This window comes from Pseudotenacibaculum sp. MALMAid0570 (assembly GCF_040151415.1).
GTDB lineage: Bacteria > Bacteroidota > Bacteroidia > Flavobacteriales > Flavobacteriaceae > Polaribacter.
In genome coordinates, this window is record NZ_JBDKWF010000047.1 from 366,063 (window position 1) to 384,645 (window position 18,583).

Below are 18,583 nucleotides of genomic sequence, written 5' to 3' on the forward strand. Positions count from 1 at the left end.
TCAACAGTTTACCTTCTACTATAATTAGGAGCTTCTTTTGTAATGGCTACATCATGCGGATGACTTTCATTGATTCCAGATGCAGTAATTCTAACAAACTTTCCGTTATTTTTTAAGGTCTCTATATCTTTAGATCCACAATACCCCATTCCTGCACGTAAACCTCCTACAAATTGATGAATGCTTTCAAACAGCTCTCCTTTATAAGGAACACGTCCCACAATACCTTCGGGAACTAACTTTTTGATATCATCTTCTACATCTTGGAAATATCTGTCTTTAGATCCTTGTTTCATCGCCTCAACTGATCCCATTCCTCTATAAGACTTAAACTTTCTTCCTTCGTAAATAATAGTTTCTCCCGGAGATTCTTTTGTTCCTGCTAATAAAGAACCTAGCATTACACAATCAGCTCCAGCAGCAATAGCTTTAGGGATATCTCCTGTATATCTAATTCCTCCATCAGCAATAACTGGAACTCCAGTACCTTTGATCGCTGCAGCAACTTCTAATACAGCAGAAAATTGAGGAAATCCAACTCCTGCTACCACTCTAGTTGTACAAATAGATCCTGGGCCAATCCCCACTTTAACTGCATCAGCTCCTGCTTCTACCAAATATTTTGCAGCTTCTGGTGTTGCAATATTTCCTACAACCACTTCTAACTTTGGGAAAGAATTCTTTACTTCTTTCAAAACAGTAACTACTCCTTTTGTGTGTCCATGTGCAGTATCAATAATAACAGCATCTACACCTGCTTTTACTAATGCTCCTGCTCTATCAACAGCATCATGAGTCACTCCTAATGCTGCAGCTACACGTAAACGACCATAACTGTCTTTATTGGCAATCGGTTTCTGAGTTAATTTGGTGATATCTCTAAAAGTGATCAATCCGATTAATTTATCATCGGAGTTAACCACAGGTAATTTTTCAATTTTGTTTTCTTGTAAAATAACTTCAGCATCTGTTAAAGAAGTTCCTTCTGAAACAGTAACTAAATTACTAGAAGTCATAACATCCAATATAGAACGCTCATTGTTTTTTTCGAAACGTAAATCACGATTGGTAACTATTCCTACAAGTTTTCCATTTGAATCTACAATTGGAATTCCTCCAATTTTGTGCTCTCTCATCGCATTTTTAGCATCTATAACAATAGCTGTTTCAGGTAAAGTTATAGGGTCAATGATCATTCCGCTTTCTGCTCTTTTTACTTTGCGTACTTCTTGAGCTTGTTGTTCTATAGTCATGTTCTTATGCAACACACCTATTCCTCCTTCTCTAGCTATAGCAATTGCCATTGCAGATTCAGTTACAGTATCCATTGCTGCCGATACAATCGGAACATTGATTGTAATGTTTCTAGTAAATTTTGTTTGGATATTAACTTCTCTTGGAAGAACTTCAGAAAAGGCCGGTACTAAAAGTACATCATCGTATGTTAAACCTTCTCCTACAAATTTGGAATCGTGAGCAATCATAGTGCAATCAACTTAAAAATTAATTGCAAGCAAATTTACAACTAATTATCTAAATCTAAATTTGTATTTTGATGAAAATTTTTTTTTGATGGAAACTTACGCGAACGCGTTACTTTATGCAATCCCTTTTTTTACGTTTTTAGTTCTTTTTGAGATTGCTTATGGATATTTTGTAAAGAAGCAAACACACCGTGTATTAGACACTATATCTAGTCTTAGCTCTGGATTGACAAATATTATTAAAGATTCTATTGGATTAGTTATAGTAATAGTATCCTATCCTTTTTTGTTAGAAAAATTAGCATTATTTTCTGTTGAAAGTTCGGTTTTAGTTTACATTATTGCTTTTATAGCCATCGATTTTGCTAGTTATTGGAACCATAGACTTTCTCATCATGTCAATTATTTCTGGAATCAGCATGTAATTCATCATAGCAGTGAAGAGTTTAATTTGGCGTGTGCATTGCGACAATCTATTTCAAATTTCTTCGGATATATTGGCATTCTTTTAATTCCAGCTGCTTTGTTAGGAGTTCCTTCTGAAGTAATCAATTTACTATTACCAATTCATTTGTTTGCGCAATTTTGGTATCATACCAAACATATTGGAAAATTAGGTCTCTTAGAGTACATCATAGTAACTCCATCTCAACATAGAGTACACCATGCCATCAATGATATCTATCTAGATAAAAACCTAGCCGCTATTTTTTGTGTTTGGGATAGAGCTTTTGGAACTTTTCAGGAAGAGTTAGATGATGTTCCTCCTGTTTATGGTGTTTTGAAACCAGCTAAAACATGGAACCCCGTGTTGATTAACTTTCAGCATTTATGGAGATTGATTCAAGATGCTTGGAGGACAACAAATTACTTTGACAAACTTCGTATTTGGTTTATGCCCACAGGTTGGAGACCAAAAGATGTAAAAGAAAAATATCCTGTTCAGATTATAGAAGACCCGTATACATATGAAAAGTATCGAACTAGTCCTTCTAAATTACTTGCTGCTTATTCAATTATGCATTTTGTAATTACTTTGATCTTGATCTTATTTATGTTTTACAATTATGGAAACATTGGTTTTGACAACTTATTAATCTACGGTTTGATCTTATTTCTTGGTATTTATTCCTACACTTCTGTAATGGATGGAAATAAATTTTCTTTAGTCTTTGAAAGTGCAAGGAGCATCCTTGGATTCTATATAATTTATACTACCGCAGATTGGTTTGGATTGAATGCTTTTCTTTCTTTTGGAAGCTCATTGGTTGCTTTCTATTTTTTAGCAAGTGTCATAAGCTCAATATACTTTTTGTATTTCGAGAAAAGAAAGACTGTAAACAGTTTTGCTTAAGTAGTTCTTTTTTTGAACCAGAATAATTGTTTGAAAACAATTAAGATAGAAATCGTGTAAGTAGCAGTCATTAAGAATCCTGAAAGCATAATTATGTATTTCACCCAAGTAAATCCTTTCCATAAGAAGTAAATTCCACCAAATGTAACTAGTAAAGAAATAAAGGGTTCAATCATTAAGAATAATTGGATTTTTTTGGAAATACTAGTGGTAGCCACTATTAATGCTACAATAAAAAAGATTACTGACAGTGATAACAAATGGCTATGAATTGTTGTAAGTATTTCTCCTTCCGATTTTTTGAATAGCATTTTAGTTGCATTCTCATCATCTTCATTTCCTAAATATCGTTGTTCTATTCCAGTTGGATTTGCTCCTGTGGTAGTTCTAACGAAAGAAATTCCTGAATAGAAACCAATACTAAGCGGAATTAAAAAGAAAAGAATTAAAAGTTTTAATTCTTTAGGAAATGTAGCAATGATACCATGGATTTTCATTCAAAAACTTTCTGTTTAATGAGTATTTTTAAATTTCCAAGAAACGAATTTACTGCCTTTGTCATTGACAATGCAGAAATTGTAGCTCCAGAAATTGGGATAATATCTTTTTCATAAACAACTTCTTTTTCTGAATTCAAACCGTCAAATTGTTTTAACCATCGTTTGCTTCCAATCTCACCTCCATAGTCTTCTCTATAAATTAGCACTTTTGTTTTGGCAATGATTAAATCTTTATTCAACAGAATTAAATAATCAAACTCATCTGTTCTGCTAGGAGCTTTATCTACAAAAGCATACCCAAGAACTTTCTCTTTGTTTTCTATTTTAAATAGTTTTTCTCCTTTTATTTTGTTGGGTAATAACTTATTTACTTCTGGAGATACTTTAAGAGGCTGTAAAGAGAATTCTTTAATATCAAACGTTTTCCCAATCTCTTTCCTTACTTTTTTTTCTATTACTTTAGGTAAACCGAAAGAGCATAAAAACAAAAGAACTGGTAAAAAAAGAAATATGGAAAAACGCTTATTTTTCATGTTGCAAAAATAATTTTTTAGAACCAAACTCCAATTCCGAAGTTTAATTGTTTTGTTGTTGTACTTCCTGCAGCTGCATTATTCTTAATCTGATAATCTGCTTTTACAACAGCTCCAGGTGCAATCTTATAACTTAATCCAAGAGTCCACTCATCTCTATTGTAAGCATCATTTCTTACTAAAGCTCCATCAACAGAGGCATGAGTGTCATAGTCTTCATATCTTACAAATCCAAAAAGTTGTTGCCTTTTTCCTAGTGGAATTAAATTATAAGCTGCCTCTAAGTAATATCCTTGTAAAGCACTTCCTAGATTACCACCAGTAGCTGTATTGTATAAATCTGTATCTGATAAACTTGCATAAATAAACTGACCTCTAGCTGTAAATCTTCTTTTAGCATATCTTGCGTCAAAACCTACCATAGAGATTCCTACATCAGCCCCATCAATGTCTTGAACATCAGCAGGTGATTGAGTTCTCCCGAAATAACCCGATAATCCTAAACGTAATCCAGGTAGTCCATAGTAATCTAACTTAGCAGAAAAATTAGCATTATTGTAGGTTGATTGGATTCCCTTTTGTCTACCTCCACGTAATCCTTTACTTCCACCAATTAGTCCATTTGTAATATTACCATTACCATCAGATTCTACTGATTTAAATCCATTAAAAATATAGGCTTGATAACGTAATGACGCTTCATCAAACTTTCCAGTAACACCAAAACCAATTTCTCTCCATGTTGTTGGTACAATTGCTCCATCAATACTCGGTCTTTCTACTCCATTAAAAGTAGTAGGTTCGTGATACTCATTTACAATCCCCATAGGAACTAACATTAAACCACCTCTAAAGTTAAAATTATCACTAACACTATATTGTAAAAATGCTTGCTCTACAAATACTTGATTTACATGTTCAAGTTCAATCTCTGTTACAAACTGTGTTCTATCATCAAATTTATATCCAAAAAGTAATACTAATCTTTGCACATCCATTTCTGCATTTTTACCTGTTGGATTGTTATATGTAATTTCACCATATCCTCCAACTGTAACTCCAGTATTGATGTTTCCAGTCAAAATTCTTTGAGCGGCATTAATTTGATTTTGAGGGTTGTTTATTGAATCTTGATTTACAGTTTGAGAGAAAGCAGAAACTGAAAAAGCCATTGATAAAGCTATTATTGCTCTTTTCATTTTATTTAGATTAATTTTAAATAGTGTTTATTTGATGCCGCAAATATAGCCAACAAATTGAATGAAAAAAACTTTATTTAGATTTATTTTAAATAAAAATAAGAAGATTTAATTGAGTGTTTTTAAATAAGCTATGACACCTTTTCTAATGTCATATGCAAGTTCCTTAGTATTAGGTTTATATATTGAAATGATTCCTTTATTGTCTTCTGTTAGAAAAGGTATATCCAATCCTTTTAATAGAAAATCACTAATGGCTACAGTATATGTTTTGTTAGGATTTATCTTATTTTGATTCACTTTCCATTGATTATTCTCATATAGAATTCCATCTCTCTGCAAATAGGCTCCTGTTCCTGCAGCATTCTTTCCAAAGTCTAAAACTTCAGAAAGTAAACTTCCTTTCATTTGTACTTTATATACTTCTCCTCCATAAGGAAGTACTCTAAAAATATCTACACTATTGATGTCTCCTATCAATTCGTCATCTATTCGTATAGATCCTCCATTCACAATAGAACAATCCACTTTATTTTGATAAGAAAATGCCATAGACTTAGTAACAATTTCTCCTAAGTTGGTTTGAACAGATCGTATTGGTGTATCTCTACCATCTAACGGAACATCCGTTGTGTAAATAACATCGTAAGGATTCTCTACAACTTGAGATATTTGATTGTCCATAATGGTTTGCCATTTATCAACAACCCTTTTTACGGTAGCATCGCTTGCTATTTCATCAGTAATCTCTTTAAGAGTTGAAGTTATAGAAGTTTTCTTTTCTTTTTGATCATAAGTAACTTTATGAATATAGGCAGATTTAGCATTGGCATCTGCCTTGCGAATAGACACCTCTCCTACTGTTTCGTTCTTATGCGTATGCTCATGACCACCCATAATTAAAGGAATCTTGGGAAGCAGTTCAGCTATTTTTTTGTCTTGCTCTACTTTTACATGTGTTAAACCAAAAACAATATCTACCTTATCTTTTATCTCATTATATTCTCTTTGAATCTCTTCATACATATCTGTGTATTTCACATAACTTCTTGGATTTGAAGGAATACAAACACTAATGAATCCTATCTTGATTGTAGTTCCGTCTTTATCAGAAATTTCTTTGATATAAGATCCTTTTACTCGCTCTGTTTTTTCATTTCTATTTTGGTAAAAAGGAACCAAACTATCTCCTTTTACATTCATAGCATTTCCTATAATCCAAGGAAACTTACTTTCATCCATTCTTTTTTGCAGATCATTATTACTCAAATCAAACTCATGATTTCCAAAAGCAACTACTTCAAAACTCATGGCATTCATTACTTCTACCATTTGTTTTCCACGAATTCTATCTCCTTCATATTTCATAGTTCCTAATAATGAAGGATTTAGAAAATCTCCAGCCATTACTAGCATTGTATTTGAATTCTCCTTTAATAGTTCTTGACGTATTGTTTCTAAACGCGCCATTCCTCCATATTTTCCACCTTGTATAGGAGCTATTTCGTAAACATCATTCACTTGAAGTAACGTAAACTCAATTTTTTGATCATCTTGCTTACAAGAGAACAAAAATGAAAAACATAGAAATGCAATAAGTAGTTTGATTTGCTTCATGGTAATTTGGTTTGTAACAAATCTACATCCAAATTTTCAGAAATTAACGGGTATAAATGCTTAATTATTTAGAAGAATCAGAAAATTTGTAGTGCTTGATTGTATGCACTTTCAAAACTCATGGGTCTAATTCCTGTTTCTGCTTTTTGTTCAGTGAAATAAGAAACTAGCTTTTCTGTAGGCATATTACCTGTCAACTCATCTTTTGCCATTGGACAACCTCCATATCCTTTAATTGCGCCGTCAAAACGTCTACAACCAGCTTTATAAGCAGCGTCAACTTTTTCATGCCAAGTATTTGGAGTCGTATGCAAATGAGCTCCAAACTCTATTTCGGGATATTTAGGAATTAAATTAGAGAATAAGTAGTTGATTACTTCTGGGTTAGAGCTTCCGATTGTATCAGACAACGACAAGATTTTCACACCCATTGTAGATAGCTTTTCTGTCCATTCACCTACAATATCAACATCCCATGGATCTCCATAAGGGTTTCCAAATCCCATCGAAAGGTATGCTACTACTTCTTTATTAGTCCTATTTGCAATCGCTAATATTTCTTGCAGTGTTTCAATAGACTGAGCAATCGTCTTATGCGTATTTCTCATTTGAAAGTTCTCAGAAATAGAGAAAGGATATCCTAAGTAATCAATCTCATCAAATTGAGAAGCATCATTAGCCCCTCTGACATTAGCTACAATGGCTAACAATTTGCTTGTTGTTTTAGAAAGATCTAATTTTTCTAAAACAGCTGCAGTATCTCTCATCTGAGGAATTGCTTTTGGAGACACAAAACTTCCAAAGTCAATTGTATCAAACCCAACTCGTAACAAAGAATTGATATATTGAGCTTTAGCTTCTGTTGGAATAAAGTGGCTTTTAATACCCTGCATAGCATCTCGAGGGCATTCAATGATCTTGACTTGGTTCATTGTGTCAAATATACGATAAATAGCAATTACAAATCATAGATTAATTTGTCTCTTCTGTAGAAGAAAACTATCTTTCACACATAATCAAAATGCATTGTTTATGAGAAAAAATATTCTTAGAGGTTTCATATTAGTTTTATTAGGTTCTGTTATGTATTCTTGCCTTAGTTCAACTGAAGACTCTTTTGATAGAGATTGGGTTTATTTAGAGATTGAAACAGTAATGAAAAGTGATACCAGTAATAGTTTTATTTATGGACAAATGAAGAAATCTATTGTTGAGAGAATGAAGAAAAATGAAAAAGCAAAAGGAATCTTTTTTATTGAAAATGCACGGTATATTAATAATGATGATAAGCTTCAAATTTATGAAGATGTTAATGACAAAGGGACTCTAGCTTATAGGATAGAACACATACAAAAAATTGAATTTTATAAAAAAGATCCTGTTTTTTTATTTGATAAAGACCAATTACATATAAGCGCAATCAAACACTTAAAAAAACATACTCAAAAATAGATTCTAAAAACTACATTGGGGGTAATCCCTAATCCTACACTAGTTAGTTCTGTTAACACTGTATTTCCATTACCATCATCAGTAGTTCCAAAAGATCTATCAATTTCATTATCTCTATTGTAAAGATTGATAATTGATGCTCCTAATCTAGCTTTTATCTTGCTCTTACTATCTAAATAGAAATCATAAAAAGCACTTGCATCCAATTTATGGTAATGCGACAATCTAGCATTATTTTGTTTTGGTGAAGTTAATTCGCCTCCAACAAGTTCAGCCAGAGAATATGGCCTTCCTGAAGCAAATTGCCAGCCTAATGAAAATTGAAACTTGTCCAATTTTAAGGAGTTTGTTATAGAAAGAACATGTCTTTGGTCAAAATTTCCAGCAAACTTTTCTTGTTGTAAATCAGGGAATTCAAAAGTGTTTTTACTATAAGTATATCCTAACCAAGTTCTAAATCTGTTAATTTTCTTTTTTAGTAGTATATCTACTCCAAAAATGCTACTATTTCCTGAAGAATAAATCTCTGAGAATGGGTTTGTAGCAAAACTAGAAGTAAACGTAGTTAATCCTTTTACCTTCTTGTAGTACGATTCGATATCTATTTTCCAACCATTTTTACTAAAGAAGAAACCAAATGTAAATTGTTTATTGTTAAGAACAGGTACTGCTTGTTCTTCATCGGCTAATACCCAAACAGCTTCACCTACGCCAAGGTCATTAAAACCAAATGATACCAACTGGCTAATACCTTGATTTTTTACTTCTGCAGAAGCTTTCAGTTTAAAAGAATCACTCAAATTATAATGTGAATATAATCTTGGTTCTACAAAAACTTCTTCTAACTGAGAGTAAAAACTTGTTCTAACTCCTGCTCTTATAAAAAATTTATCGGATTGATATTCTGTAGCCGTATAGATGTTATGAATAGACAATTTAGTTCTGATATCTTCAATTGTAATTGCAGAATTATTGAAAGACAATTTATAATCTGCCTTATAATTAATCAATTCATAACCTGTTTTCAGTTTCCAATAATCATTTATATTTTTTTTAGCTTGGAATTGAAAACCAAAATCTTCAACTTTATTACTATTAGCAGCTGTGTTCACATTACCAATCACTGGTACAATCTGAGCAAACTCATAATCAGAGTTAAACTCAGAATAGTTTATAGATGCTTTAAAATTCCATGGTTTTTTGGATTGATACGCCCAATTTGCACTCAACCCTTTGTTATTAAGATTTAAACGATCACTTGTTCCAAAACCATCACTATCTACATTAGCATAATTCAACTCATTATCAACTAGCAAAGCACTAAGGCTTATTTTATTTTTCTCATTGGGTTGAAAAATAAATTTTGTGTTGATATCTAAAAAATTAAATTTATCATTTAAAACTTGTAGTTCTTCTTCTTGTACAATATTGTTTACTTCTTCAATTCTAGTATTTTGAAAAACTTTATCGCTAAAAAGGTTAAACGTAGGTAAGTTCAAAACATCATTTATCGATCTACGTACAGAGAATAAAAAACCTGATTTATCTTTTTTTATTGGTGCTTTTACAAAAAAATCTCCGTGTAAGAAATTTGCTCCTGCACCTCCAGAAAGTTTACGTGGTACTTCGGTTAGAGAGTTGATATCAATAACTCCCGCAATTCGGTCTCCAAATTCAGATTTTGTTCCACTTCTAATTACATTAACCGATTCAACAACATAAGGGTTAAAAGGCGATATCATTCCAAATAAATGCCCTTGATGATAAATTTTAATTCCATCATACAGAATTAAATTTTGATCAGGAGTTCCTCCACGAATATGAAGATTTGAGGCAGATTCTGTTGGGCTCGAAATTCCTGGCAACAATTGTAAACTTTGCAAAACATCTGGTTCTGTTAGTCCTGGTAAAACACCTAGTTTTGTAGGTTTCATTGTTAGAGAACCATCCTTTTTATTTTGGTCAAAACCAGAAGTTAAATATTCAGTAGTTAAAACTACTTCATTTAACTTGTTGGAATCATAAGATGAATCAAAAGACGATTTAATAACAACATTTTCTTTCCCTATAAAAATGAATTCAAGATTCATTTCTTCAGATATAGTATTTAAAAATGCTTTTAAATCGGTTTTTCCTTTATAAGAAAATACTTCCTTAAGAATCAAATTACTTTTGTAAGAAAAACGAATATCATAACGATCTTCTAGGTCGGTTATAATTTCTACTAAAGGCGTATTATTATAACTAAAAGATTGTTCTTGAGCATTTGCAAAAAATGCAAAAAGACAGAAGAGGACTAGTAAAAGTTGTTTGTTCATTAATGCTTTTCAATAACAACATCTCCACTGGCCTCTATTGAATATTTAATTTCCATGGCGGTGAAAACGGTTTGAAGAGCTAATTTAATATCTTTATGTGAAAAACTCCCTGTAAATAGTGATGTTTTAACATTTTCTTTTCCTTTGATTGTAATACCAAACTGCCTTTCTATTTCAGATAAAACAAGTTCTATTGATGTTTCTTTGAAAGAGCTGATATGATTAATCCAACTTGGCTCGATATCATCTATTTGATATTCTTGCTTAACAGATTTACTAATAGAAAATGCTTTTCCTTTGGTAAGGACTATAGAGTCATTATTTGCAGTTACAACTTGTACTCTTCCTTCATAACATACAACATTGTAATAATTATCTCTTGAGTTAACTATAAATTGAGTTCCTAAGACCGTTACTTGACCGTCTTTTGTATTTACAGCAAATGTGCTTCCTTTTTCTACCCTAAAATATGCTTCTCCTTCTAAATCTAAAGAACGATTATTCTTCCAATCAGATTTTTCAAAAGATAATTTTGATCCTGCATTTAAATTCACCAAAGATCCGTCAGGTAACTCAAAATTGTTTTGTTCAGCTAATTGCGTTGTATAAATAGTTGTTGCTTCTGTAAAAAAGAATGAATAAACAAAAAACAATAAGGCTACTGAAGCTGCTGCCGCATAACTCCATAAAGGAATTACTTTTTTCTTCTTGCTTTCTATTGTTGAATTAAGTTTCTCTAGTGTAGCCTGAAGATTATTTTCTACATCAAAATTATCCACTTGAGCAGTATCTAACATCTCAACAATTTGACTATACTTTATAAAGTCTTTAGAATTTTCAAACTCTTGAAGTTCCTCAGAAGTCAATTTATTGCTAAGCCATCTAGCTAAAAAAGTATCATCGTAGTGTTGCTCCATATAATTCATTTTCATCTAAAGAACAGTTTCTTTAGAAAAAACCCTACTTATAATTTATAATTCTTAATCTTAGTTCTTAAATGCAACATTGCTTGGTGCATTCTTTTTTCAACAGCCTTCTGTGATATCTCTAACATTTCGGCTATTTCTTTATATTTTTTCTTCTCTATTCTATTTAACAGAAATACTTCTCTTTGCTTTTCTGTTAATGAATTAATCGCATCATTTAACTCCTTTTGAAATTCTTTTTCTCTTAAAACAAACTCGGGAGTTTCTTTATTTACAGAATCTCTTTTTGTTTGTTGATACTTTAAAATTACTTTTTGATGTTCTACTTGATTAAAAAAATCGTTTTTAACTACAGCAAAAAGAAATGATTTTGCCTTCTCATAAGGAACCTTGGCACAGTTATTCCAAAGTTTTACAAAAGCATCCTGCGTTAAATCATCCGCCTGATCTGGGTTCCCGCATTTAAACAGGATAAAATTCCTAACAGACTTCGAATATTCACGAAAGACTTTTTCAAAAACTCGTTTTTCACAAACTGAATTCAAGGGCTTGTTCATTGGTTAATGCTCTCTGGCAAACTTAGTTTTTTATTTTCAATTCTAGGCTATCAATTTGTATTTAGAGTAATATAAAAATAGCTATTCCTATAAACACAATTATTTGCAACCATTTTAGCCAAACACCAATTTTCCTATTGTTTTGAATTCTTTCAGAAATAGTACCTCCTAACAAAGCTATCGCTGAAAAAATTACGAAAGATGTTAAAATAAACAATGCTCCAAGAACATAAAACTGTAACACATTAGACAATGAATCTGAAAATAAAAAACCTGGAAATAATGCTAAAAAGAAGATTGTTACTTTAGGATTTAAGACATTCATTAGAAAGCCTACTTTAAACAATTGTATTGGCGATTTCTTCTCTAGATTATCACTACTCATGGTGATGTCTGAACTGCTTTTAAATACTTTATACGCTAAATATATCAAGTAAACTGCTCCTAAAATTTTAATTCCATAAAAAATTTCTGGTGTATTTGTAATAACTGCTGAAACTCCAAATGCCACCAACGTTGTATGAATAATACAGCCTGTCATTAATCCAACTACAGTTGCTAAACCGTACTTTTTGCCATAGACTACGCTTTGCATTAGAACAAATATATTATCAGGTCCTGGAGAGAAAGCTAGAGCAGCAACAGAAGCAACAAATGAAAGTAATATTTCTATATCCAATTGAATGTAAACTTGTTAAAAAAACACCTTCTATGTAAGGCATTTAAAAATATTGAGACGAAAATAATTATTTATTGACTAACAAATATGAAAAAAGTAGCTTTCCTATTCATTTTCTTGTTTTCATCTATTTTAATTGCAGGTCAATCTGTAGCTACTTATAGAGTAACATTCAATAGTATTTGGAATGTAACTGATCACACTAGTGTTCCAAATAGTGCACATTGGTCTAAATTGGTAGGAGCCACTCATAAAACTCCTAATACTTTTCTTGAACTTGGTCAGTTGGCCACTCTAGGAATTAAAGATGTAGCTGAAAGAGGAAACAACACCGTTTTTAATAGCGAAGTAAATACTGAAATTACTAATGGAGAAGCAGATCAATATATAAATGGGTCATCATTAGGAACAGCAACAGGAAATATTGTCTTATCAAGTCTTCAAGTAGATGAAAGTTTCCCCTTATTAACCTTGGTTTCCATGATTGCTCCAAGTCCTGATTGGTTTGTGGTCTTAAACAGTTACAATTTATTAGATACTAATGGAGATTGGAAAACTTCTGTGACATTAGATATGTTTGCTTATGATGCCGGCACTGATAGTGGAACTGATTATTCATCTGCAAATTTGGTTACGAACCCTTTTCAGCCAATTTCTATGATTAATTCTGCCCCAATAAATGGAAACAAAATGGGAACTATTACTATAGTCTTACAATCAGTTTTAAGTGTAGATACAATAGATTCTATAGATAACATTAAGATTTATCCTAATCCGACTAGTGGATCAATTAAAATATCTAATGATAATGGAATTGATATAAAAAAGGTAAAACTATATAATATTCTAGGAAAAATGGTTTCTTCAAAAGAAGGTGGTTTGACTGACTATGATTTTTCAGAATTAGAGCAAGGAGTTTACATTTTAAAGTTGATTTCTAAAGACAATAAAGTGAAAACTCAAAAATTAGTTATTCAATAAAGACTTATTGATTTGTTTAATTAACCTAGGTCCTTCATAGATAAAACCTGTATACAGTTGAACCAGGTCTGCTCCTGCTTCAATTTTTTCTAAAGCATCTTTGGAAGAATGTATACCTCCTACTCCAATAATAGGAAAGGCTTTGTTAGATTTTTCAGACAAAAAACGAATGACTTCTGTTGAACGACTTGTTAATGGTTTTCCACTTAACCCTCCTACCTCTTTTTTATTTGAGGATTGTAGTCCTTCTCTTGAAATAGTAGTATTGGTGGCAATAACTCCATCAATTTTAGTTTCAGAAACAATATCAATAATATCTAGCAATTGTTCATCAGTTAAGTCTGGAGCAATTTTTAATAAAATTGGCTTTTTAGAATCTTTCTGTGAATTTAATTCTTGTAAAGTATTTAGCAAATGAGTAAGAGGTTCTTTGTCCTGTAAGGCTCTCAAATTAGGTGTATTTGGAGAGCTTACGTTTACCACAAAATAATCTACATAGTTAAACAATGCATTGAAACAAATTACATAATCATCAACTGCATTTTCATTTGGAGTAACCTTATTTTTACCTATGTTACCTCCTATTAAAACTCCTTTGTTCTTCTTTAATCTTTCTACTGCTAGTTCAATACCTCCATTGTTAAACCCCATTCTGTTGATAATCGCAGAATCAGACTTTAAACGAAATAACCTTTTTTTAGGGTTTCCTTCTTGAGGTTTTGGTGTAATTGTTCCTATTTCTACAAATCCAAACCCGAAATTTGACAACTCATTATAGAGCTTAGCATCTTTGTCGAATCCAGCAGCTAAACCAACAGGGTTTTTAAAAGTTAACCCAAATAAGTTTCTTTCCAATCGTTTATCATTAACTAGATACAAGCCTCTAAATAAAGATGGCAAAAGAGGAATCTTTGATAGAGTTCTGATTAGAGAAAAAGTAAAATAATGAACCTTTTCAGGGTCAAATAAGAACAATAATGGGCGAATGAGTAATTTGTACATGTTAGCGTATTCTATCTCAAAACAGCATCTAAATTCTTTTCAAATGTCTGTTGCAATTTTTGCATTATCTTATCAATCTGCTTATCGGCAAGTGTTTTACTTTCGTCTTGTAATACAAAACTAACAGCATAGGATTTTTTTCCTTCAGGAAGGTTTTTACCTTCATATACATCAAAAAGATCTACATCTTTTAACAACTTTCTCTCTGATTGAAAAGCTAAGTTGTAAACTTCTTTAAATGAAATCTTTTGATCTAATAGTAATGCTAGGTCTCTTTTTACAGCAGGAAACTTAGGCAAATCCATAACCTTTACTTTTTTATTCCCTGTTAATTCCAATGTCGTTGACCAATCAAAATCTACAAAAAGAACTTCTTGCTTGATTCCAAATTCCTTTAAGACTTTTTTCTTTACCACTCCAACATCTGCTAATTTCTTCTTCCCTAAGCTTAACGTGATTCCTTCAGAGAAAACATCTGATTTAATGGGTGAAGATTTTAAATTCTTCATTCCTAATCTTCCAAAAATTGAGTTAACAACTCCTTTTACATAAAAGAAATCTGAAGTTTTATTATCAACTTTCCAACTTTCCTTAGTTCGGTCACCAGAAACAAATAATGTTAAGTGTTTATTTTCTTGATAACCGCTTTCATACTTATGGTAGGTTTTACCAAATTCATATAATTTCAGAGAATTATTCTGCCTATTGATGTTGTATGAAATAGACTCTAAACCGCTGAATAGCAAAGATTGTCTCATCACCTTTAAATCGTTGCTTAAAGGGTTTAACATTTCAACATTATGTTCTGATTTTAAATTCTCTGTAAGAGAAATGTATTCTTCTTTAGTTAAAGAATTGGCCATAGTCTCATAAAAACCTAAAGAGGTTAATTGATTAGCTACAATATTTTCTATTTTGACTTCTTTATCAGAATCAAAAGAAATGGATGTATTTAACTTATGAGAGAAATTAATACTATTGTATCCGTAAACTCTTAATATTTCTTCTATAATATCTGCTTCTCTCTGTACATCAACACGATATGAAGGAATTGTTAATCCTAAACCTCCTTCCGTTTCGCTACTAATCCTAATTTCTAAAGAGGCTAAAATATTCTTGATAGTTTCTTTATCAATTTCCTGCCCAATCAATCTGAAAGCATTTTCATAAGATAAAAACACTTGAAAATCTTCAACTTTTTCCGGATAGAAGTCCATCACATCAGAAGCAATTTTCCCTCCAGCATATTCTTCTAATAGTAAAGCTGCTCTCTTCAGAGCATATTCAGTAAAATTGATATCAATACCGCGTTCGAATCTAAAAGAAGCATCAGTATTTAGAGCATGTCTTTTTGCTGTTTTACGAACAGAAACTGGATTGAAATAAGCACTTTCTAAAAAGACAGAACTTGTTTTTTCTGTAACACCAGATCCAATACCTCCAAAAACACCAGCAATACATAAAGGATTGTCTTCTGCATCACATATCATGATATCATCTTTATGAAGTTCTCTTTCTACATCATCAAGAGTAGTAAACTTTGTTCCTTCATCTAAGGTTTTTACAACAATCTTATTTCCTTTAACCTGTTGAGCGTCAAAAGCATGCAATGGCTGACCTAACTCATGCATAACGTAATTCGTAATATCTACAACATTGTTTTTTGGAGTTAAACCAATAGCTTTTAATCTATTTTGAATCCATTCCGGAGAATCTTTTACTTCGATATCAGTAATAGAAATACCGCAATAACGAGGTGCCAGTTCTTTATTTTCTACTTCAACCTCTATTCTTAAAGTTCTTTCATCTACATGAAAATTACTTACTGAAGGAGAAATTAATTCTAAGTTAATTCCGTGTTGAATCAATCCAGCTCTTAAATCTCTTGCAACACCAAAATGACTCATAGCATCAGCTCTATTGGGTGTTAGTCCAATTTCGAAGACTTGATCAATTTCAATATCAAAAACTTCTGAAGCTGGAGTACCAACTTTTAGGTCTTTATCTAAAACCATGATTCCATCGTGACTGGATCCTAAACCTAGTTCATCTTCAGCGCAAATCATTCCATGACTCTCTTCTCCCCTTATCTTTCCTTTCTTAATTTTAAAACCTTCACCTTTGTCATCATATAAAATTGTTCCAATAGTAGCTACAGGAACTGTTTGTCCAGCAGCAACATTAGGCGCACCACACACAATTTGAACAGGTTCTTCTTTTCCAAGGTCAACTGTAGTAACTTTTAATCTATCTGCATTAGGGTGTTGCTCACAAGTAAGAACTTTTCCTACTACAACACCTGCCAAGCTTCCTTTAATTGATTCTCTTGTTTCAATTCCTTCCACTTCTAAACCAAGGTCAGTTAATAACTCACCTGTTTTTTCTGCATTCCATTCTACTTGTAAGAATTGTTTCAGCCAATTGTATGATATCTTCATTGAATTTTTCTTCTGGATTCAGCCGCAAATGTAACCATTTTTGTTGATTTTTTCGAGGAAATACAAGCTGTTAATATCTATTTGATAATTAATGATTTGTTGATATTATACAACTGCAATTTATAGTTAGTTTGCTTTGTAAAAATTAACTAACTTAAACTAACCCTACATGAAAAAAACACTACTGTTTTTTATGCTGCTATGGTCTGTAGTAGTATTTGCTCAAATTCCCAGTTATTACAACGATGTGAATCTCACATTAACGGGAACTGCCCTTAAAAATGAGTTGTCAACCAAAATTATTACAACTCATACTACAAATTTAACCTATACTCCGGCTGTATGGGATGCTCTTAGACTTACCGATCTTGATCCAAATGACAATACAAAAGTTGTTTTGATTTATGGTTGGGATGACAATGATGGTGATATTACTAATGATAGAACCAGAGATAAAACACTACAAGATACAGGTAGTGGTGCAACTTTTGTTTGGAATAGAGAACATGTTTTCTCTAAATCTCTTGCCAATCCACCGTTGGTAACCAGTAGCGCAGGCGCTGGAACAGATGCTCATAATCTTAGACCAGCTGATAGAACTAGAAACACATCTAGAAGCAATCGAAAATTTGCTGACGGAAGCGGTACTGCTTCATATATTACTGCTGAAGGATATTGGTATCCAGGTGACGAATGGAAAGGAGATGTTGCTCGTATGATGATGTATATGTATTTACGTTATGGAAATCAAACCTTACCAACCGCTGTTGGTGTTGGAACTCCTGTTGCCTCAGATAATAATATGATTATGCTATTCCTTGAATGGAATGCCGAAGATCCTGTCTCAGCTATAGAGTTACAACGTAATCCTGTTTTAGAAGGCTTGCAAGGAAATAGAAATCCTTTTATTGATAATCCAGCTTTTGCAACTCAAATTTGGGGAGGCCCTCAAGCTGAAGATTTATTTGGTGGTGGAACTCCAGACACGGAAGCTCCAACAGCTCCAACTAACTTATTAGCGAGCAACACAACTAGTTCTTCAACCATGTTATCATGGACTGCATCTACAGATAACGTGTCTGTAAGCTCTTATGATGTATATAATGGAGCTTCTTTAGTAGGTTCTTCATCTACAACTACATACACTGTAACTGGTCTTGCTGCCAGTACTGCTTATACTTTTTCTGTAAAAGCAAAAGATGCTGCTGGAAATGAATCTCCATCTAGTAATACCGTGAATGTGACAACCAATGCCTCTTCAGGAGGAACGGCTACAGAATTGCTACTCTCAGAATATATAGAAGGTTCATCTAATAATAAAGCTTTGGAAATTGCCAATTTTACAGGAAGCGCTGTTGATCTTTCCGCTTACGATCTTAGAAAAGCAACCAACGGTTCTGGCTCTTGGGGAAGTACCTATCAATTATCCGGTACTTTAGCTAATGGTGATGTTTTTGTTATTGCTAATAGCAGTGCTATTGCTGCAATTACAAGTGTAGCTGATGTAACTACTGGTTCAGGTATTGTTACCTTTAACGGAAAT

The 18,583-nt window shown here is 32.3% G+C and carries 16 protein-coding genes; 4 read left to right on the plus strand and 12 right to left on the minus strand.

Features of this window, described 5'->3' with window-relative positions; genetic code table 11:
* Window positions 1–8 precede the first annotated feature (8 nt).
* On the minus strand, window positions 9–1,484 hold the full coding sequence (gene guaB, locus AAON49_RS08105) for an IMP dehydrogenase (RefSeq protein WP_349554006.1): 1,476 nt from the start codon (window positions 1,482–1,484) through the stop codon (window positions 9–11).
* Between the two features lie 88 nt (window positions 1,485–1,572).
* On the opposite strand from guaB, the gene AAON49_RS08110 reads away from it, so the two are divergent.
* Window positions 1,573–2,838, plus strand: a complete 1,266-nt coding sequence (locus tag AAON49_RS08110; RefSeq protein WP_349554007.1) for a sterol desaturase family protein — start codon at window positions 1,573–1,575, stop codon at window positions 2,836–2,838.
* Here the strand turns inward: AAON49_RS08110 and AAON49_RS08115 are convergent.
* The 5 genes from AAON49_RS08115 to AAON49_RS08135 all read right to left on the minus strand — a co-directional run bounded on the left by AAON49_RS08115 (window position 2,835) and on the right by AAON49_RS08135 (window position 7,619).
* Window positions 2,835–3,335: an Aq_1264-related membrane protein gene (locus tag AAON49_RS08115; RefSeq protein WP_349554008.1), complete on the minus strand. Its 501-nt coding sequence runs from the start codon at window positions 3,333–3,335 to the stop codon at window positions 2,835–2,837. The two genes, AAON49_RS08110 and AAON49_RS08115, sit on opposite strands and share 4 nt — an antisense overlap.
* Window positions 3,332–3,871, minus strand: coding sequence for an FMN-binding protein (locus AAON49_RS08120; protein ID WP_349554009.1), 540 nt, complete (start codon window positions 3,869–3,871; stop codon window positions 3,332–3,334). The genes AAON49_RS08115 and AAON49_RS08120 overlap by 4 nt, the downstream gene beginning before the upstream one ends.
* Before the next feature lie 17 nt (window positions 3,872–3,888).
* The gene (locus AAON49_RS08125; RefSeq protein ID WP_349554010.1) at window positions 3,889–5,070 is read right to left on the minus strand and encodes a putative porin; all 1,182 of its coding nucleotides are present in this window, start codon (window positions 5,068–5,070) and stop codon (window positions 3,889–3,891) included.
* A 108-nt stretch (window positions 5,071–5,178) separates the two neighbouring features.
* Window positions 5,179–6,687, minus strand: coding sequence for a bifunctional metallophosphatase/5'-nucleotidase (locus AAON49_RS08130; RefSeq protein WP_349554011.1), 1,509 nt, complete (start codon window positions 6,685–6,687; stop codon window positions 5,179–5,181).
* 77 nt (window positions 6,688–6,764) lie between these two features.
* On the minus strand, window positions 6,765–7,619 hold the full coding sequence (locus AAON49_RS08135; RefSeq protein ID WP_349554012.1) for a hydroxymethylglutaryl-CoA lyase: 855 nt from the start codon (window positions 7,617–7,619) through the stop codon (window positions 6,765–6,767).
* 100 nt (window positions 7,620–7,719) lie between these two features.
* On the opposite strand from AAON49_RS08135, the gene AAON49_RS08140 reads away from it, so the two are divergent.
* Window positions 7,720–8,139 (plus strand): hypothetical protein, encoded by a 420-nt coding sequence (locus tag AAON49_RS08140; RefSeq protein WP_349554013.1) that lies wholly within the window; start codon window positions 7,720–7,722, stop codon window positions 8,137–8,139.
* Here the strand turns inward: AAON49_RS08140 and AAON49_RS08145 are convergent.
* The 4 genes from AAON49_RS08145 to AAON49_RS08160 all read right to left on the minus strand — a co-directional run bounded on the left by AAON49_RS08145 (window position 8,130) and on the right by AAON49_RS08160 (window position 12,619).
* Complete coding sequence (locus tag AAON49_RS08145; RefSeq protein WP_349554014.1) at window positions 8,130–10,457, minus strand: TonB-dependent receptor plug domain-containing protein; 2,328 nt, start codon at window positions 10,455–10,457, stop codon at window positions 8,130–8,132. The two genes, AAON49_RS08140 and AAON49_RS08145, sit on opposite strands and share 10 nt — an antisense overlap.
* Window positions 10,457–11,374, minus strand: coding sequence for a FecR family protein (locus tag AAON49_RS08150; RefSeq protein WP_349554015.1), 918 nt, complete (start codon window positions 11,372–11,374; stop codon window positions 10,457–10,459). The genes AAON49_RS08145 and AAON49_RS08150 overlap by 1 nt, the downstream gene beginning before the upstream one ends.
* 47 nt (window positions 11,375–11,421) lie before the next feature.
* Window positions 11,422–11,940, minus strand: coding sequence for an RNA polymerase sigma factor (locus AAON49_RS08155; protein ID WP_349554016.1), 519 nt, complete (start codon window positions 11,938–11,940; stop codon window positions 11,422–11,424).
* A 61-nt stretch (window positions 11,941–12,001) separates the two neighbouring features.
* Complete coding sequence (locus AAON49_RS08160; RefSeq protein WP_349554017.1) at window positions 12,002–12,619, minus strand: LysE family translocator; 618 nt, start codon at window positions 12,617–12,619, stop codon at window positions 12,002–12,004.
* Window positions 12,620–12,706: 87 nt separating this feature from the next.
* Between AAON49_RS08160 and AAON49_RS08165 the strand changes: the two genes are divergently transcribed.
* The gene (locus AAON49_RS08165; protein WP_349554018.1) at window positions 12,707–13,600 is read left to right on the plus strand and encodes a spondin domain-containing protein; all 894 of its coding nucleotides are present in this window, start codon (window positions 12,707–12,709) and stop codon (window positions 13,598–13,600) included.
* Here the strand turns inward: AAON49_RS08165 and AAON49_RS08170 are convergent.
* Together AAON49_RS08170 and pheT are read right to left on the minus strand one after the other, a co-directional pair.
* Window positions 13,586–14,602 (minus strand): quinone-dependent dihydroorotate dehydrogenase, encoded by a 1,017-nt coding sequence (locus AAON49_RS08170; protein WP_349554019.1) that lies wholly within the window; start codon window positions 14,600–14,602, stop codon window positions 13,586–13,588. The two genes, AAON49_RS08165 and AAON49_RS08170, sit on opposite strands and share 15 nt — an antisense overlap.
* An 11-nt stretch (window positions 14,603–14,613) precedes the next feature.
* Window positions 14,614–17,040 carry a phenylalanine--tRNA ligase subunit beta gene (pheT, locus tag AAON49_RS08175; RefSeq protein WP_349554020.1) on the minus strand — a complete coding sequence of 809 codons (2,427 nt, stop codon included), beginning with the start codon at window positions 17,038–17,040 and terminating at the stop codon, window positions 14,614–14,616.
* Window positions 17,041–17,209: 169 nt separating this feature from the next.
* On the opposite strand from pheT, the gene AAON49_RS08180 reads away from it, so the two are divergent.
* Window positions 17,210–18,583: endonuclease (locus AAON49_RS08180; RefSeq protein ID WP_349554021.1), on the plus strand; the 1,374-nt coding region annotated here is incomplete at its 3' end.

Bases quoted from the DNA above. Each gene is read 5' to 3' on its own strand.
- guaB (WP_349554006.1), bottom strand. From the start codon at position 1,484: ATGATTGCTCACGATTCCAAATTTGTAGGAGAAGGTTTAACATACGAT.
- AAON49_RS08165 (WP_349554018.1), top strand. From the start codon at position 12,707: ATGAAAAAAGTAGCTTTCCTATTCATTTTCTTGTTTTCATCTATTTTA.
- AAON49_RS08120 (WP_349554009.1), bottom strand. From the start codon at position 3,871: ATGAAAAATAAGCGTTTTTCCATATTTCTTTTTTTACCAGTTCTTTTG.
- AAON49_RS08150 (WP_349554015.1), bottom strand. From the start codon at position 11,374: ATGGAGCAACACTACGATGATACTTTTTTAGCTAGATGGCTTAGCAAT.
- AAON49_RS08135 (WP_349554012.1), bottom strand. From the start codon at position 7,619: ATGAACCAAGTCAAGATCATTGAATGCCCTCGAGATGCTATGCAGGGT.
- AAON49_RS08145 (WP_349554014.1), bottom strand. From the start codon at position 10,457: ATGAACAAACAACTTTTACTAGTCCTCTTCTGTCTTTTTGCATTTTTT.
- AAON49_RS08125 (WP_349554010.1), bottom strand. From the start codon at position 5,070: ATGAAAAGAGCAATAATAGCTTTATCAATGGCTTTTTCAGTTTCTGCT.
- AAON49_RS08155 (WP_349554016.1), bottom strand. From the start codon at position 11,940: ATGAACAAGCCCTTGAATTCAGTTTGTGAAAAACGAGTTTTTGAAAAA.
- AAON49_RS08110 (WP_349554007.1), top strand. From the start codon at position 1,573: ATGGAAACTTACGCGAACGCGTTACTTTATGCAATCCCTTTTTTTACG.
- pheT (WP_349554020.1), bottom strand. From the start codon at position 17,040: ATGAAGATATCATACAATTGGCTGAAACAATTCTTACAAGTAGAATGG.
- AAON49_RS08170 (WP_349554019.1), bottom strand. From the start codon at position 14,602: ATGTACAAATTACTCATTCGCCCATTATTGTTCTTATTTGACCCTGAA.
- AAON49_RS08115 (WP_349554008.1), bottom strand. From the start codon at position 3,335: ATGAAAATCCATGGTATCATTGCTACATTTCCTAAAGAATTAAAACTT.
- AAON49_RS08130 (WP_349554011.1), bottom strand. From the start codon at position 6,687: ATGAAGCAAATCAAACTACTTATTGCATTTCTATGTTTTTCATTTTTG.
- AAON49_RS08140 (WP_349554013.1), top strand. From the start codon at position 7,720: ATGAGAAAAAATATTCTTAGAGGTTTCATATTAGTTTTATTAGGTTCT.